Here is a 15,713-nt window from a genome sequence, read left to right on the forward strand (position 1 = left end):
TTATAGGTCAAAAGATAAGCCGATTGCCAGCGCCAATAAGACGGCGAAAGCACCACCTGCAAGCGATCCAGCGACATTGACGGCATCGTTGTTCCAACCAGCGCGACCGCGGATTCGCACGGCTGGTTTGCCGCAGTGAAGAGCCTGCTCGATTTCACGACCGCAAGCGCCGCAACGGTACATTTGCTGCCAAGTCGCACCGATCCATGAATCAACCAGTGACCCTATCATGCCCGCCAGTCCTGCTATGCCGATCCAAGCTACCAGTCTAAGGGGAGGGGTGATCACATCCGGCGCGGTTTGGCTGGGTAGCGTAAGCAGCAACCACGCTGCACCGCCGATAAATAGGCCACCAGCCAGCGAAGCACCCATGCCCAGGCCAGAAATACCGCCAGAAGTGCCGGGCGGAACACGCTGACCCGTTTTGATCGATCGCGGAGGCTTGCGGCTTAAACCGCCGATTTCTGTTGCCCATGTATCGGCTGTGACCGCCGCCATCACGCCGAGGAACGCGTACCACCAAAGCGGATGCGGCCACGCCCAATTTGCTACACATATCAGGAGCCCGAGCCCGCCGTTTGCTAGCACCTGGCCGGCATCGCGTCTCCCTGTTTTCTCATAACCGCTCTCGGCCTCTTGCTTTTTATGCTTTTTCCACTTGGACAATAAGGTGGACGAGATAAAAAAAGCGATGAGGGAGCCGAACCAGATAGGGCTACCGAGTGCGTACATCACGGTGCCCAGTATCACTGCCGCCAAAAAGCCGGAGCCGGACAGCGACCTTTTTACATAAGCCGCCCCCGCAATCCCAGCGCTACAGGCCAGACCGATTAACCACTCCACAGGTTCCCGCCCCCTTTGCTTTGAACTATTATACCTCAACGCAGCAGGCAAGATGAGGGAGTTTATTGCTAGAACGTTACAACATGCAAAAAGTTGGGCATAGATAGACGTGTGGTACGATCGGGTATCTTATTTAGAGAAAGGATGATTTGTTATGAAGACTTCTCTCAAAGAGAATGCGGTGTCGTTTTTGCAACTGGTAGCGTCGGGGAATGTGCGAGAAGCATACCAAAGATACACAGGTCCGAATTTCCACCACCATAATCCCTTTTTCCGTGGCGATGCTCATTCTCTTATGCTCGCAATGGAAGAGAACGCCGCAAAGAATCCTCATAAGATTCTCGAAGTGAAACGATCCATCGAAGAGGGGGATATCGTTGCGGTCCATTCCCATGTGAAGCAAAACCAAGAGGATCTTGGGGGAGCTGTGGTCCATATCTTCCGTTTTCATAACGACCAGATCGTCGAATTCTGGGATGTAGGCCAGGCCATACCGGATGATTCCCCCAATGAGAATGGAATGTTTTAAGAACGGCAGCCAATGCATTTGGCTACCGTTTGACCTTACTCAAAGATGGTCATTTCCTTCTGACTGATATCTAACACTTCCCTCTTCACCATACCACCAAGATGATGTGGCACTAAATCAGACAATTCTTTTAGCGCCATATGGAATTCATCACTTCTTGATTCATCTATTAATTCCATACAGAGGAATGCATTTTTCGTGTTTTCTGTTAGCATTGTCCTCTGAGCTTCACGCCAATTCCAGCATCTGCATATGGCACCGTCATCATCTTTATAAACAATTTCCCCTTCATAGGGCGGAGCATTTTCATCCTGTCCCAATGGGAGAAACGGTTCGTTGCCATTTGCCTGCGTCAGGCGAATATCGCCTACAAAAGTGTCGATATCTTCTCCACCACACGGAAGTCCATAACGCAATGAAATGGAATTATACATGTCAACAAGCGGGTTTATTGTTCCGATGGGGTTGCCATTTTTGACTCTTTTTAATAAAGCTTCAATCGAACACCTTGCGCCTTTCTTTGTCTTGAATTTCTGAAAAGCTTCTCGCCAAACGGAAATGACAGGATTACTACTGAATTCCTCTAGACTTAAGAATTTATGCGCGTCTTTCTCGGCTTCCTTTAGCAGCTTCTCGTAGATTTCAACGTCCCTTATTGAATTATCAATTCCCTGGCAAATCACGATACCTATTTTCGCATGCGGAAATAACGACCAAAAATCATCTTCAATGATAAATCTAGGCATATCCTATCTCTCCATTCTTATGTTTTGGAGGGGCTCGCAAAGGCGGAGAAAATCCCTAGCGCAATATAAAAATAACCAGTTATCCGATTCACTACCTTTGAAGTCGCCGTACTACCCACAATCCGCTTTCTCATACTTGCTGCGAGAACGGCATACAGACCATCGCTAACAAAAGCTAGGATAATAAATATCGTTCCTAAAAGCAAAAATTGAACGGTGACTGACCCAGCAGTAGGTGATATGAATTGCGGAAAGAAGGCTAAAAAGAAGAGGGCTGTCATTACCTCTACAAGCGCTGATTCGTAAAAAATCTTTCGTAATTTTTTGCGAGGGGCTTTTGGAATTTCGGAATCTGTTCTATCAGCTTTAGAAAATAAAGTCTTACACCCCAGATAGATAAGATAAGCAGCACCCAAGTATTTCACGATATGAAAGGCTGTTGCTGATGTCATAAGGATCGCAGAAACTCCAATTGCTCCAGCTAAAACGTGAACAGAACCACCAAGAGACACTCCTAGAACTGATACCAGACCCGCTTTCTTCCCTTGATCGATACTTCTAGCCATAATATAGAACACGGCTGGTCCAGGTATGATTAACAATGTAGAAGCGGCAATGACAAATAGCCAAATAGTTGAAAACTCCATAAGAAGCAACTCCTTGTTGTATCTATAGGCTGATCATTTAAATAACTCTTTCCGTTGCTCACGCATCCACTGAGCAACCTGAATTTCCCCTTGTTCATTTGATTTTTCAAGCTCTGCCACAATCGATTGATAATCGGTGTTGTTGCGATTTTGGCTCATTTTGGCTGCCCCTTGAATAGAGGTGATTTCAATCTCAAAACCAACGATTCCTTTCATTTCTCTCTCAAGCAGCTCAGGATCAAACGTCTCCCAGAGCCGACCATTTTCCCTGTGAGATTCATAGTGGGTAAGCATCGAATCCAAAGCAGATTTCAGTTCATCCTTCGTAGGGATACGCGCTGTCCCATACGCATGTACAGCGAGATAGTCCCATGTGGGAACCTGTTCACTCTCATACCAGCTTGACGAAATATAAGCGTGCGGTCCTTGAAAAATAAGCAAAACATCCCTATTGTTATCCAAGGTTTTCTTCTGCATGTTTCCGTATGCGATGTGCCCAGTCGCATAGATTTTCCCTTCCTCTTCACGAATTTCCAACGGAATGTGCGTAGCCAACGGGCGGTGTTGATCAACCGTAATCAATAAAGCAAACGGGTTAGACTTCATCATTTGAACTGCCTCATCATGTTTCATCTGATATTGCTTAGGAATGTACACAGTAACCACCCTTTCAACGTGTATTTGAACCAAGCGTATGATACAAACTGACATAAAAAAAGATACAATAACAAACAAATATACATGTCAGGAGGGGTGGTAATGAAAAATACCATTTTTACATTCAAAGATCATTCTCCTAAATACAAACAAATCTATGAGAAATTTAAATCATTTATTGAACAAGGCGATATAAAGGCGGATGAGCTATTGCCCTCCATTCGTCAACTTGCAGATTCCTTACATGTAAGCCGTAATACAACATTAATGGCGTATGAACAACTTGTTGCTGAAGGATATATTCGTGGAGAGGGCCGAAAAGGTTATTTTGTAAATGAGTTAGAGCCTGTTTTATTTCAAGAGGCTCGCAGTTCTTTTACTCACAAACAAACAGAGCAGGTATCACCTGTTCGTATAGATTTTCGAGCAGACGTCGTCGATCAATCGCATTTCCCTTTAAAAACGTGGCGGAGGATTTCGAATCAAGTATTAACGGCAAAGGACAGCTTTCGGTACGGGGAACCTTTTGGTGAATGGAGCTTACGTGAGCAAATCGCAGCATATTTACTCCAGTCTCGTGGAGTGAAAACAGAACCAGATGCAATCATTATCGGAAGTAGTACCCAACAAATGCTTGTGTATCTCGGTCTTGTCCTGAAACATGATTTTTCTAGCGTGATTGTGGAGGATCCTGGTTATGATGGCGCTAGGGAAGCTTTTCAATTAAATAGTTTTGCACTGGAAACAGTACCCGTTTATGAGACAGGTGCTGATTTCTCACACTTGGAACAAATGAAATCACGATTGATTTATGTGGCGCCGTCCCATCACAGTCCATATGGGGTAAGCATGTCCATTCAACAAAGGCATACCCTTATTCATTGGGCAAAAAATAGGCAAGGATATATTATCGAAGACGATTATGATAGTGAATATCGCTATACTCAACAACCATTTCCGGCTCTCGCTTCCATCGATTCAACAAGGGTTATTTATCTCGGGAATTTCTCGAAGTGCTTTCTGCCAGGAATTCGTTTAAGTTATATGGTGTTGCCACAGCCGCTTATCAACCTTTATAAAAATCAATTCGCACATTTCGAGAGCACCACTTCACTACTTAGCCAATTCGCAATGGCGAAATTTATGGAAGAAGGGGAATGGAATCGCCATATTAAACGCATGCGCCTTGTTTATAAACGAAAAATGCAGCACTTCGTTTGTGAATTAAGGAAGCATTTCAAACAACATATTTCTATCATTGGCGAGCAGTCTGGATTGTACTTATTAGTCAAAGTACACGTGGAGCGTTCAGAAGAATGGCTCATTCAGCAAGCTTCCCTTCAGGGAGTGAAAGTCTATCCTACTTCACTTTTCTTCATTAAAAACAAAACCGATCATCCAATGATTAAGCTTGGTTTCAGTAATTTATCAAGTGATGAAATCCAACGTGGCGTGAAGCTCTTAAAAAAGGCTTGGTTATAAAATATTTCCCTTTTTCAGAAGGCCCTCATCTTTTAAGCACGGAAAACCACCCAAACTGGTAAGAGAAAAAAGAAGGAATAAGCGAAAGTCTTTGGGATACCAACCGAAGCGCAATGGAAAAAAAGAAACCTGCCTTTAGCGTCCACCTCTGAGATACATCGCAGAGGCGCGACTTTGGACGCGGGTTTCTTTTTTTTCATGGAGCTGGGCAGGGATGCCCCCTTAGCAGGTAGCCCAAGAACTTGAGCGTTTTCTTCTTTTTTCTCTCCACCACCAAAGGCTCGATTTAGACCAAAAAAAAGGCTTCACTGAAAAATCAGCGAAGCCTACATGTCCACATGACTACTTTGTTTCTTCCATTCTCTCCAAAGCACCATGCACAATGTTCCCTTTAAACATAACAGCAGCCCGACGAGATTTTCTCGCAATCGCTTCCGCAGAGCAGGAGCTTTCTGCAAACACGATGCTTGCCTCGTCGCCAACCATTGGCCATGCAGGGTTGCCATCTTTATCGAGCGTTGTTTTTCCTCCGGTGATGAAGTACAACGATTGCACCAATGATTTCTCATCGACCCAACGGTAGCGCTCGACCAGACGGTTTAGCTTATCCAGCATATCGCCTGTTCCATATGGCGACCACGAATCGTAGAATCCATCGTAACCAAGTGCGACATGTACGCCTTTGGCATGAAGCATCGGAACAGGTGGCATGGCACGATTAATCGGAACTGTTGTCATAATCATCGTTCCCAGCTGGGACAATCGGTCTGCCATGTCCGAGCTTTCCTCCATCGACACGTCTCCGAGTGCAAAGGCATGACTGATCGCCATACGGTTCTGCCAGCCAGCTTCCTCGGTCAGATCGAGAAGTCTTTTGATCGTATAAAAGCCGAGTGTCCCCGGATCATGCAGGTGAATATCGACATCCGCATCTGCTTCCACCGCAATGTCCATCATTTCACGCAAGGAGCCTTCCAATTCATTGTCAATCCCAGCCGGGTCTAAGCCCCCAACCAGTGTAGCGCCTTCCTTCATCGCTTGTCTCATCAAGGAGCTTGCTTGTGTGCGCAGGAGCCCCTGCTGTGGGAAAGCGACGATTTCATATGTCAGGCGATCGCTGTATTCTTCCAGGGCTGCACGCACACCCTCCAGGTTTTTCAGCCCGATGTATGGATCGATGTTGACGTGTGTGCGCACATGTGTGGCACCGCCTTTGATATGCCACTGGAGCATTGCTTGTGCGCGTTCTTTGGTCGTCCCAATCATCAGCGGCATTTCTTTTGCTTCGAACTCCAAGCGATCGATCAATTTTTTCGGAGGGAGGCAAGATTTCCAGGTTGCGCCCGCATACGTTTTATCCAGATGGTTATGCTTCTCGACAAAAGAGGGGAGGGCTAATAAACCTTTTGCATCTTCTTGCGGTAAAGTGGTGTCGAGTGGTTCGCTCGCCGATACGATCTCTGCGATTTTGCCGTCTTCGATCTTCAAATGACAGATTTCTGAGATTGTGTGAAAGACGCCGTCGTCTCCTGTTTCAAATCCTTTATCGAGACGAACGTTGGTTAACCAAAAAGCTTGCATCACTAGAAATCAGCCCTTTCTCTATATTGCATTTAGTGGATGAGAGTCCAGTCTAGCTATCTACGTTAATTGTAGTGAATATTTCGAACAAGGATGTTCATCTTTTTTACTAGTTTTTGCATGATTTTTACGTATTGCTAGGAATCTTGCCTGTTTTCGAAAAGGAGTAAAGATTGTGCAAATACACGTAAAAGTTTTGAAACAAACTTTACAGAATATTTCCTATAATAACGAAGGATACAATGGAGTGAAGAGGCCGGAACGAGAAAGAGTAGGGAGGATCATCATGAAAAAGAAAATAACCGCAAAATATGCCATCGGTTTTGACGGCGAAGATCATGTGATTATCACAGATGGGGAAGTCGTTTACGAGAATGACACCATTGTGTATGTGGGGCACCATTTTGATGGCGAGGTAGATGAAGTGATCGATGCTGGCAATGCAGTAGTCAGTCCGGGCTTCATTGACCTGAATGCGTTGGGGGACATTGATCACGACATCGTACATCTGGAGCAAGCTTCTGCTAGAAACAAAAACATGCTTTGGTCGGAAGACTACTACCGCAAAGGCTACCATGAGGTAATGACCCCTGAGGAAGAGGCGTTCAAATCCCTTTACGCTTACAGCCAATTGATTCTAAACGGGGTAACGACAGCGATGCCGATTACATCGGTCTTCTACAAGCGCTGGGCGGAAACGTATGAGGAGCTGGCAGCCGCAGCCGATCATGCAGGACGCTTGGGATTGCGTATGTACATGGGGCCGAGCTATCAATCCGGCATGCGTGTCGTGAAGGCAAATGGAGAGATCGAAGTACTGTGGAACGAAGCAGAAGGACAAGCAGGTCTGGAGCGAGCTGTACAATTTGTCAAAGATTTCGATGGGGCTCACAACGGACTCATCCGTGGAATGCTGGCGCCAGAGCGAATCGAGTCACAGTCTGTAGAGAACTTGATCAACACAAAGCGCTACAGCGAGGAGCTCGGATGTCCTATCCGTCTGCATGCTGCACAAGGTCTCTATGAATATACGGAAATCCATCGTCGTCACAACCAATCACCGATTCAGTTCCTGAATGAGATCGGCTTCCTTGGAAAGAAAACGGCAATTCCGCACGCACATTTCATTCCAGACTTTAGTAAAGCGAAATTCGGAGAGGGAGACGATTTGGCGATCCTGCAAGAGACAGGTACGACCGTGATTCACTGCCCGCTTGTAGTTGGTCGTCATGGCGAGGCACTCGAATCGTTTGCCCGTTACAAGCGTCGTGGCGTCAACATCGCGATTGGAACCGATACGTTCCCGCCTGACTTCATCCAAAACATTCGCACAGCCAGCATGCTTTCCCGCTTGGTGGAAGGCGATGTCGCAGATTCCAGCTACGCGGATATTTACCGTGCAGCGACATTGGGCGGAGCACGTTTCCTTGGCAGAGATGATCTGGGCCGATTAGCGCCGGGGGCAAAAGCAGATATCATTGCCATTGATCTGGACGGTTTCCACATGGGTGCGGTTGATGATCCAATCCGTACGATTATCACGTGTGGCTCAGGTCGTGATGTGAAGCTCTCCATCATCGCTGGACGCACCGTAATGAAAGACCGCCTCTTGCCAGGAGTTGATCTGGAAGAGATCAAAGAAAAGGGACAGCGCTACTTTGACAAAATGCGTCTGGGCTACGTCGAGCGCGACTATCAACAGCTGGGCGAAAAAGAGCTGTTCAAGCCTTCTTTCCCAATCGTGAGCAAACGATAGCCTGAACAAATAAGAAGAAGCACAATCTGCTAGAAACGGCGGATTGTGCTTTTTTCACTTACCGGATGAACCCGCCTTCGGAATGCATAATCTGTCCGGTAATCCACTCCGCTTCGTCACTTGCCAGAAAAGCGACAAGACGCGCTGCATCCTCGGGCTGTCCAATCCGTCCCAAAGGAAATCGTTGCAAAATGTTTTGCTTGATTTCGTCGTTCATCCAGCCTGAGTCGGTAGGCCCGGGATTTACAGCGTTGACCGTAATCCCTCGCGTAGCTACTTCGGCAGCAAGTGTCGTCGTCAGGGCATCCACGGCTCCTTTTGTTGCGGCATACGCGATCTCACCGACCATCGCGCCTTTGGACTGACCAGATGTCATGTTGATGATTCGGCCTCCGCGTTGTTGAGAGAAGCGACGTGCAAATTCCACACTGAGCATTGTGGTTGCCCGCACATTGATGGCATAATGTGCGTCCAAACTGGCGATATCCAGTGCCTCGTAGCCGTCATTTGTGGAGTAGCAAGCGTTGTTGATGAGGATGCTTGGTTCGCCCAGTTGTGCTGTAGCTGCGTCGAGCACCTTCTTGTGGGCATCAGGCAGTGACAGGTCGATCTCGATTCCCGCACATCTGACTCCGTAGCGTCTGATCTCTTCCTGCAAGATGGCGGGTTCATCCTTTTGAATCCCATGCGCCATGGATTGGTCATAGGCGGTCCAATACGTATGGAAAATATCGGCGCCGTGTGAGGCCAGCATTTTACAGATAGCAGCCCCAATCCCTTGGAGGCGGCTGGCTCCTGTTACGATGGCAATTTTTCCGTGCAAGCGAAGGTGTGTGCTCATACATATCCCTCCTCATTCTGTCCCTATACATTCTTTTCGGGGTACCTATTCCTTTTATCCTGCCTACGAAGAAAAAAATCGATCACGAAAATTTTGCGAAGTTTTCGCTAAATAACCATAAATTGTAGGGGTAGCAGAAACTTACGCTGGAAATCATGCAAAATTGTTGCTATTTTGTATATATAGGAAGTTGTTCAAATAGTGGATTTAATACTAAGGGAGATGTAGAAGATGGAGTGTCAGTTAACAATTACCCGGACAGAACAGAAAAAAGAGAAACCAGCTTCTGACAAGCTGGGGTTCGGTGTTCATTTTACCGATCATATGTTCACCATGGATTATACAGAAGGTAAAGGATGGCATGATCCACAAATCGTCCCATACTCTCCGCTGACATTGGACCCGGCAGCAATGGTTTTCCATTACGGGCAAGCTGTATTTGAGGGCTTGAAAGCTTATCGCAATGAAGAGGGCAAGGTTAGCTTGTTCCGACCTGATCAAAATTTCAAGCGTATGAACCGTTCACTGGAGCGTATGAGCATGCCGTTGATCGACGAGGATTTCATGGTCGAGGCATTGAAACAGCTGGTAGCGGTAGATAAAGAATGGATTCCAACAGAAAGCGGACAGTCTCTCTACATTCGTCCCTTCGTAATTGCGACAGAGCCATGCTTTGGTGTGCGCGCTTCGCATACGTACAAATTGGTGATCGTGTTGTCGCCAGTTGGAGCGTACTACGCGGGTGGCATGAAGCCTGTGAAAATTTACGTAGAAAACAACTACGTTCGTGCGGTAAGAGGCGGAACAGGAAACGCAAAAGTGGCAGGTAACTACGCAGGCGGTCTGAAAGCACAAGTAGAAGCAAAAGAAAAAGGCTATGAGCAAGTGCTGTGGCTCGATGGTGTAGAGAATAAATATATTGAAGAAGTAGGCAGCATGAACGTGTTCTTCAAGGTAAAAGGGGAAGTGTGGACCCCAGCATTGAACGGCAGCATTCTCGAGGGTATCACGAGAGATTCGACCATCCAATTGCTCAAGGACTGGGGAATTCCAGTCGTAGAGAAGCGGATTTCCATGGAAGACCTGCATACCGCTTACGTCAACGGTGAGTTGGAAGAAGCATTCGGTACCGGAACAGCGGCTGTTATTTCCCCAGTCGGTGATCTGAACTGGAATGGACATCAGATGATCATTAACGGTGAAAAAACCGGGGAATTGACAACGAGACTGTACGATGAGATGACAGGAATCCAGTACGGTGAGCGTGAAGACAAGTTTGGCTGGTCTGTAGAAGTGACAGAATAATCACGCCAGTAACACAAGAGGCATAGCCTTCTCTTTATCGGAAGAGGGCTATGCTTTTTTTGATCGTGTAGGAAAGTTCAATCACTTCATCTCTTGACAGGGGGTTGTGTAAAATACTACCATTTGTGGTAATACCACAAAAAATGGTTGTAGGACCATTATTGCGGGGAGGCGACAATGACAGCGGAGAAAAAAGGGGGAAAGAAAGAACGCTCGTCGGATCAAATTGAGATGAAATTAATCAAGGCAATTTTGACCCGAGAGTATTCTACAGGAGGTACGCTACGGCCGGAACGGGAGTTGGCAGAATACTACGGGGTAGGTCGGCCAACCGTTAGAGAAGCACTGCAACGCTTGGAAAGAGATGGCTGGATCACTGTGAGGAAAGGACATCCGGCAATTGTCAACGATTATTGGCATCAAGGCAATATAATGACCCTTGTCCATATCATTCAAAACCAAGACGATGTTACGGATGAGTTTATTTCGCACTTGCTGGAACTGCGGATATCGTTGGCGCCTGTTTACATTCGTAACGCAGTTGCTGCTCATCAGCCGAAGGTAGTCGCATTGCTTGCTAATCTCGATCAACTGAAACCTGATGCTGATTCTTATGCAGCGTTTGACTGGGAGCTGCAGAAAAATCTGACGAGACTTTCCCCAAATCCTATCTATTTACTGATTGTAAACAGTTTTGATTCCTTTTACCTAAATATGGCACGAAAGTATTTTTCTATCCGGGAACACCGCGAGGCATCTTGGCACTATTACCATGAACTGTTGAACGTCACTTTACAGGGGGATTTCATCGAAGCAGAGCGTGTAGCCAGAAAGGCAATGGAAAAAAGTTTGGAGCTGTGGAGAAACCCAACCGTGATGGAACAAGGTAAGTGAAGGAACACAAGAGGAGGGCGTTCTGTTGAAGGCAAAGTTTCTGAAAGAATTCTTTACGTTTCCAGATATCCTCATCATGAGCATCCTATTCCTGATTAGCTTGTCTTTCACTATTTCTGAATGGTACGTGTTGAAAACATGGGTGGCACTTGTGGCGGGGATGATTGGATATGCGGCAAGCGAATACTTGATTCATCGATTTCTCTTTCACCTCAAACCGCCTCGAAATCCATTTTTTCTCCAAATGTTAAAGCGCTTACATTATGATCATCATGCCGATCCGAACAACTTGCACCTGTTGTTCTTGCCCGTGTGGTATAGCTTGCCGCTCATTGCAGGAACCGGAGCCATTTGTTTTCTGCTTACTTCCGACTTGATTGTGACCAATACCTTTGTTACAGGCGTGATAGGATTTCTGCTATTTTATGAATGGAAGCACTATATCGCCCATCGCCCGGTTCAACCCATATCTCCATGGGGGCGCTGGATGAAAAAGCTCCATCTATGGCATCACTTCAAAAATGAACATTATTGGTACGGTGTTACCAGCCCTGTTTTTGACGTCATGCTGGGAACTTACAAGAAAGAACAGGATGTCGAGAAAAGCTCGACGGTGAGGGATCTGGAAAGACAGTGGGACAAAGATGTTGATCTGTAAATGGCATATTTCTACCTCTTTTGCACGACCATCCCTTTTTTGAGGGATGTTTTTTTCTTTCTAAGTTTTAGAAGGTATCGATAAACCGCCAAAGCACTATGATATGTAGCTAGCTTCAATAGAGTTATTTTGAACATTCAAAAACGACATGGTAAAGAAAGTGAAAAGAAAGGTAAAGATAATGAAAAGATTAATAGTGAGAAAATTAGTAATATTTAGTCATGCCATATTCTTTTCATTCTATCATCCAGAATAAGGGGGCATTCACAGTGAAGAAGAAGTACATGCTAGGATCTATTCTTGCCCTGTCTGTCTTGCTTTCCACAGTTTTGGCAGGCTGTGGTGGCAGTCAGACATCCAGTGGGACGAATTCCGCGTCCAACTCCAATCAAGCTTCGACTAGCCCCGCGTCTTCATCGGCCGCAGCGGGTGGAGGCGGTACTTTGATTATTGCGCGCTTGTCCGATGCGAATAATCTGGACCCGCATTTCAGTACCCAGATTAATTCCATGGCAGTGACGCAGCACAAGCTCTATGAAGGTCTGGTCATGATGGATCGGAATAGTGAGTACAAACCTCTTTTGGCAAAGGAATGGAAGCAAAAAGACGATTTTACCTGGGAATTTACACTGCGTGACGGTGTTACCTTCCATGACGGGGAACCCTTCAATGCGGAAGCTGTGAAAAAGACAATCGACCGTATTTTGGACAAAGACAATCCGACTCCGAAAGCAAACATGTTTGGCATGATTAAAGAAGTGAAGGTCATCGATCCATTGAAGGTAGATATTATTTTACATTATCCGTTCGCAGGGCTCTTGTCCGTACTGGCGAGTGCCGAGGGTGGCATCATCAGTCCGAAGCCGATGAAGGAATTTGGCAAAGAGTTGTCCAAGAAACCAGTAGGAACGGGGCCGTTCATCTTTGAATCATGGACGCCTGGACAAGAAATCGTCATGGTGAAAAACGAGAAGTATTGGGGCAACCAACCGAAGCTAGAAAAAGTCGTTTTCAAGACCATTCCTGAGGATGCGACACGTGTAGCCATGGTGGAGACAGGTGAAGCTCATGTCGCAGAACAACTACCGGTCACTGAACTGGAAAGGGTACAGAACTCGCAGAGCATGTCTTTAGGCCGGTTCGAATCATTCGCAGTTGACCACATCGGGATGAACGTCAAGCAGAAGCCTTTTGACGATGTTCGCGTCCGTCAGGCCATCGCCCATGCGATCGATAAGGAAGCGATTATTAAAGGGGTTTATAACAATGTCGGAAAAGTAGCCATCTCGTCATTAGGGCCAAAAGTCATCGGCTACAGCCCAAATATTAAAACGCCGGAATACGATTTGAACAAAGCGAAGCAATTGCTCACCGAAGCAGGCTACGCCAACGGATTCAAGGCAACTATCTATCTCAATGACAACAAGGCACGGATTAATGTGGCAGAAGTGCTGCAATCCCAGCTGAAGGGAATCGGCATCGACTTGCAGATTCAAGTGATGGAGTTCGGTGCGTACCTGGAATTGGCGGCAAAAGGTGAAGCGCAAATGTTCATTAGTGGCTGGGGCAATGCGACCGGGGATGCAGATTACAACCAGTACAACCTCTTCCACAGCACGTCAGCAGGTGTGCCAGGCAACCATTCCTTCTATAATAATCCGAAAGTCGATGCGTTGATTGAAGCGGGTCGTAAGGAGAAAGATCCAGAGAAGCGCAAGGAAATCTACGCAGAAGCACAGCGAATCGAGATGGAGGAGGTGCCATTGCTGCCATTCCGCAGCAGTGAAAACCTCGCGGCCATTGCGAAAAATGTACAGGGAGTGTATATCAGTCCGTCCGGGTACATTGACGTGAGCCAAGTGACGATTCAATAGCAGGAGCTTGAGACCTTCTCAAAAGAGTGGGTCTTTTTTAGTGGTTGTTCAAAAGGTCGACTTTTTGAATACGCACTGTTCGCATAAAAGTAGAAAAAGTGAAAAAAAGAGTAAAGAAAGTGAAAATACAAGTAAAGAGAGTGAAAATACAATGACAGAATAGTGGGTAAAATGAAATATGCGCGAATGGTCAAAATATTCAAGTGCATCTGGCGCAAAAAACGGTCACGACCGTTTTTTTGACCGCAAGCGGTCACATCAACATTTATGAAAAACGTCGAGACGTTTTTCACAAAAGAGGGGGATCACTACATGAAAAAGACGCGCTTTTTCCAGACGCTGCTTGCCATGACCGTTGCGGTTTCTACAGCGTTGGCAGGCTGCTCACAAGCACCTGAAGCAGGAGGGAGTACCAATTCTTCAGGGCAAACCAATGCTTCTGCACCAGTTGGCAAAGAAGGCGGGACACTCGTCATCGCCCGTTTGTCTGATGCGAACAACCTTGACCCGCATTTTCTAACGCAAATCAACTCTGCTGCCATCATTCATCACAAGGTATACGAGGGTCTTGTTCGGATGGACAAAGAAAGCAAATATGTAGGTTCACTCGCTTCCGAATGGAAGCAGCTCGATGATGTGACATGGGAATTCAAGCTTCGCTCTGGTGTGACGTTCCACGATGGCACGCCATTCAATGCGGAAGCTGTGAAAAAGACGATTGCTCGTGTCCAAGACCCGGCCGTAGGCTCTAACCGCGCCAATTTGTTTGAAGCCATCAAAGAAGTAAAGGTCGTGGATGATACAACGGTTCAATTCATCCTGCACTATCCATACGCACCACTCCTGTCCGTGCTCGCCAGTGCAGAGGGTGGCATTTTGTCACCAAAAGCGATCGAACAGTATGGGAAAGAGTTGACCAAGCATCCAACGGGAACAGGGCCTTACAAATTCGAATCATGGACACCTGGTCAAGAAGTCGTCCTGGTGAAAAATGATAGCTATTGGGGCGATAAACCGAATCTGGACAAAGTCGTCTTCAAGACTGTTCCAGAGGATACGACCAGACTCGCGATGGTCGAGACAGGAGAAGCGCATATAGCTGAGCAATTGCCAGTGACAGAAGTCGATCGGGTGAAAAATTCTCCAAGTATGGCACTTGGTCGCTACCCTGCATTCGCTAGCGATCATATCGGGATTAACAACTCGAAGAAGCCATTCGATGATGTACGCGTTCGTCAAGCGATTGCACATGCGGTCGATAAGAAAACCATCATTCAAGGGGTCTACAACGATGTCGGGACGGTTGCTCATTCTTCCATTACCCCGTCCATGGTTGGTTACAGCCCGAATGTAAAAGACTTGCCTTACGATCTGGAAAAATCCAAAAAGCTGTTGGCGGAAGCTGGATACGCGAACGGTTTCAAAGCAACCATTTACTTAAATGATAACAAGGCACGGATTAGCTTGGCAGAAGTGCTGCAGCAACAGCTGAAACAAATCAATATCGATTTGGAAGTGAAAGTGCTAGAGTTCGGTGCTTATATTGAAGCAGCTAACAAAGGCGAAACAGAATTGTTCCTCAGTGGTTGGGGCAATGCCACAGGAGATGCAGACTACAACCAATACAATCTGTTCCACACGAAGTCGCAAGGGGCAGCCGGTAACCACGCTTTCTACAGCAATCCGGAAGTGGACAAGCTGATCGATGAGGGCCGCAAAGAGAAAGACGAAGAAAAACGGAAGCAAATCTACGAAAAAGCACAGCAAATCGAAATGGACGAAGTGGCAATGGTACCGTACCGCTTCTCAGAAAACCTCGCAGCGATTCAAAAAGGTGTAGAAGGAGTTTGGATCAGTCCAGCAGGACACATTGAGATCGACAATATATCATTGCCATAAT

Annotated in this window: 14 protein-coding genes; 8 read left to right on the top strand and 6 right to left on the bottom strand. The window is 46.5% G+C overall.

Annotation, left to right across the window (positions count from 1 at the left end; all coding sequences use genetic code 11):
• Positions 1–843: a DUF92 domain-containing protein gene (locus C7R92_RS01465; RefSeq protein ID WP_106832972.1), complete on the bottom strand. Its 843-nt coding sequence runs from the start codon at positions 841–843 to the stop codon at positions 1–3.
• Positions 844–997: 154 nt separating this feature from the next.
• Here C7R92_RS01465 and C7R92_RS01470 point away from each other — a divergent pair, with 154 nt between their 5' ends.
• Positions 998–1,372: a nuclear transport factor 2 family protein gene (locus tag C7R92_RS01470; RefSeq protein WP_017250992.1), complete on the top strand. Its 375-nt coding sequence runs from the start codon at positions 998–1,000 to the stop codon at positions 1,370–1,372.
• A gap of 35 nt (positions 1,373–1,407) precedes the next feature.
• Here the strand turns inward: C7R92_RS01470 and C7R92_RS01475 are convergent, their stop codons facing one another.
• Genes C7R92_RS01475 through C7R92_RS01485 form a run of 3 tightly spaced genes read right to left on the bottom strand, consistent with a single transcriptional unit; the run spans position 1,408 to position 3,422 of the window.
• On the bottom strand, positions 1,408–2,118 hold the full coding sequence (locus tag C7R92_RS01475; protein WP_106832973.1) for a B3/B4 domain-containing protein: 711 nt from the start codon (positions 2,116–2,118) through the stop codon (positions 1,408–1,410).
• Positions 2,119–2,135: 17 nt separating this feature from the next.
• The gene (locus C7R92_RS01480; RefSeq protein WP_106832974.1) at positions 2,136–2,765 is read right to left on the bottom strand and encodes a LysE family translocator; all 630 of its coding nucleotides are present in this window, start codon (positions 2,763–2,765) and stop codon (positions 2,136–2,138) included.
• Between the two features lie 33 nt (positions 2,766–2,798).
• The gene (locus C7R92_RS01485; protein ID WP_106832975.1) at positions 2,799–3,422 is read right to left on the bottom strand and encodes an FMN-binding negative transcriptional regulator; all 624 of its coding nucleotides are present in this window, start codon (positions 3,420–3,422) and stop codon (positions 2,799–2,801) included.
• Between the two features lie 102 nt (positions 3,423–3,524).
• Between C7R92_RS01485 and pdxR the strand changes: the two genes are divergently transcribed.
• Positions 3,525–4,904: a MocR-like pyridoxine biosynthesis transcription factor PdxR gene (pdxR, locus tag C7R92_RS01490; protein WP_106832976.1), complete on the top strand. Its 1,380-nt coding sequence runs from the start codon at positions 3,525–3,527 to the stop codon at positions 4,902–4,904.
• 342 nt (positions 4,905–5,246) lie between these two features.
• Here the strand turns inward: pdxR and C7R92_RS01495 are convergent, their stop codons facing one another.
• On the bottom strand, positions 5,247–6,488 hold the full coding sequence (locus C7R92_RS01495; RefSeq protein WP_106832977.1) for an amidohydrolase family protein: 1,242 nt from the start codon (positions 6,486–6,488) through the stop codon (positions 5,247–5,249).
• Positions 6,489–6,771: 283 nt separating this feature from the next.
• Here C7R92_RS01495 and C7R92_RS01500 point away from each other — a divergent pair, with 283 nt between their 5' ends.
• On the top strand, positions 6,772–8,241 hold the full coding sequence (locus tag C7R92_RS01500; RefSeq protein WP_106832978.1) for an amidohydrolase family protein: 1,470 nt from the start codon (positions 6,772–6,774) through the stop codon (positions 8,239–8,241).
• Positions 8,242–8,299: 58 nt separating this feature from the next.
• On the opposite strand, the gene C7R92_RS01505 is transcribed toward C7R92_RS01500, so the two are convergent.
• Positions 8,300–9,082, bottom strand: coding sequence for an SDR family oxidoreductase (locus tag C7R92_RS01505; protein ID WP_106832979.1), 783 nt, complete (start codon positions 9,080–9,082; stop codon positions 8,300–8,302).
• A gap of 231 nt (positions 9,083–9,313) precedes the next feature.
• Between C7R92_RS01505 and C7R92_RS01510 the strand changes: the two genes are divergently transcribed.
• The 5 genes from C7R92_RS01510 to C7R92_RS01535 all read left to right on the top strand — a co-directional run bounded on the left by C7R92_RS01510 (position 9,314) and on the right by C7R92_RS01535 (position 15,712).
• Positions 9,314–10,387: a branched-chain amino acid aminotransferase gene (locus tag C7R92_RS01510; RefSeq protein WP_069845630.1), complete on the top strand. Its 1,074-nt coding sequence runs from the start codon at positions 9,314–9,316 to the stop codon at positions 10,385–10,387.
• A gap of 177 nt (positions 10,388–10,564) precedes the next feature.
• The gene (locus tag C7R92_RS01515; RefSeq protein ID WP_106832980.1) at positions 10,565–11,281 is read left to right on the top strand and encodes a GntR family transcriptional regulator; all 717 of its coding nucleotides are present in this window, start codon (positions 10,565–10,567) and stop codon (positions 11,279–11,281) included.
• Between the two features lie 25 nt (positions 11,282–11,306).
• A complete protein-coding gene (locus C7R92_RS01520) occupies positions 11,307–11,939 on the top strand; it encodes a sterol desaturase family protein (RefSeq protein ID WP_106832981.1) in 633 nt (210 codons plus the stop codon).
• A gap of 269 nt (positions 11,940–12,208) precedes the next feature.
• Entirely contained in the window at positions 12,209–13,813 is a 1,605-nt protein-coding gene (locus C7R92_RS01525; protein WP_106832982.1) for a glutathione ABC transporter substrate-binding protein, read from the top strand.
• A gap of 312 nt (positions 13,814–14,125) precedes the next feature.
• On the top strand, positions 14,126–15,712 hold the full coding sequence (locus tag C7R92_RS01535; RefSeq protein ID WP_106832984.1) for a glutathione ABC transporter substrate-binding protein: 1,587 nt from the start codon (positions 14,126–14,128) through the stop codon (positions 15,710–15,712).
• Position 15,713 lies beyond the last annotated feature (1 nt).

Origin of the sequence: Brevibacillus porteri, from assembly GCF_003013475.1 — a bacterium.
In the GTDB taxonomy this organism is placed as follows: domain Bacteria; phylum Bacillota; class Bacilli; order Brevibacillales; family Brevibacillaceae; genus Brevibacillus; species Brevibacillus porteri.

Bases quoted from the DNA above. Each gene is read 5' to 3' on its own strand.
- C7R92_RS01470 (WP_017250992.1), top strand. From the start codon at position 998: ATGAAGACTTCTCTCAAAGAGAATGCGGTGTCGTTTTTGCAACTGGTA.
- C7R92_RS01475 (WP_106832973.1), bottom strand. From the start codon at position 2,118: ATGCCTAGATTTATCATTGAAGATGATTTTTGGTCGTTATTTCCGCAT.
- C7R92_RS01480 (WP_106832974.1), bottom strand. From the start codon at position 2,765: ATGGAGTTTTCAACTATTTGGCTATTTGTCATTGCCGCTTCTACATTG.
- pdxR (WP_106832976.1), top strand. From the start codon at position 3,525: ATGAAAAATACCATTTTTACATTCAAAGATCATTCTCCTAAATACAAA.
- C7R92_RS01500 (WP_106832978.1), top strand. From the start codon at position 6,772: ATGAAAAAGAAAATAACCGCAAAATATGCCATCGGTTTTGACGGCGAA.
- C7R92_RS01505 (WP_106832979.1), bottom strand. From the start codon at position 9,082: ATGAGCACACACCTTCGCTTGCACGGAAAAATTGCCATCGTAACAGGA.
- C7R92_RS01510 (WP_069845630.1), top strand. From the start codon at position 9,314: ATGGAGTGTCAGTTAACAATTACCCGGACAGAACAGAAAAAAGAGAAA.
- C7R92_RS01515 (WP_106832980.1), top strand. From the start codon at position 10,565: ATGACAGCGGAGAAAAAAGGGGGAAAGAAAGAACGCTCGTCGGATCAA.
- C7R92_RS01535 (WP_106832984.1), top strand. From the start codon at position 14,126: ATGAAAAAGACGCGCTTTTTCCAGACGCTGCTTGCCATGACCGTTGCG.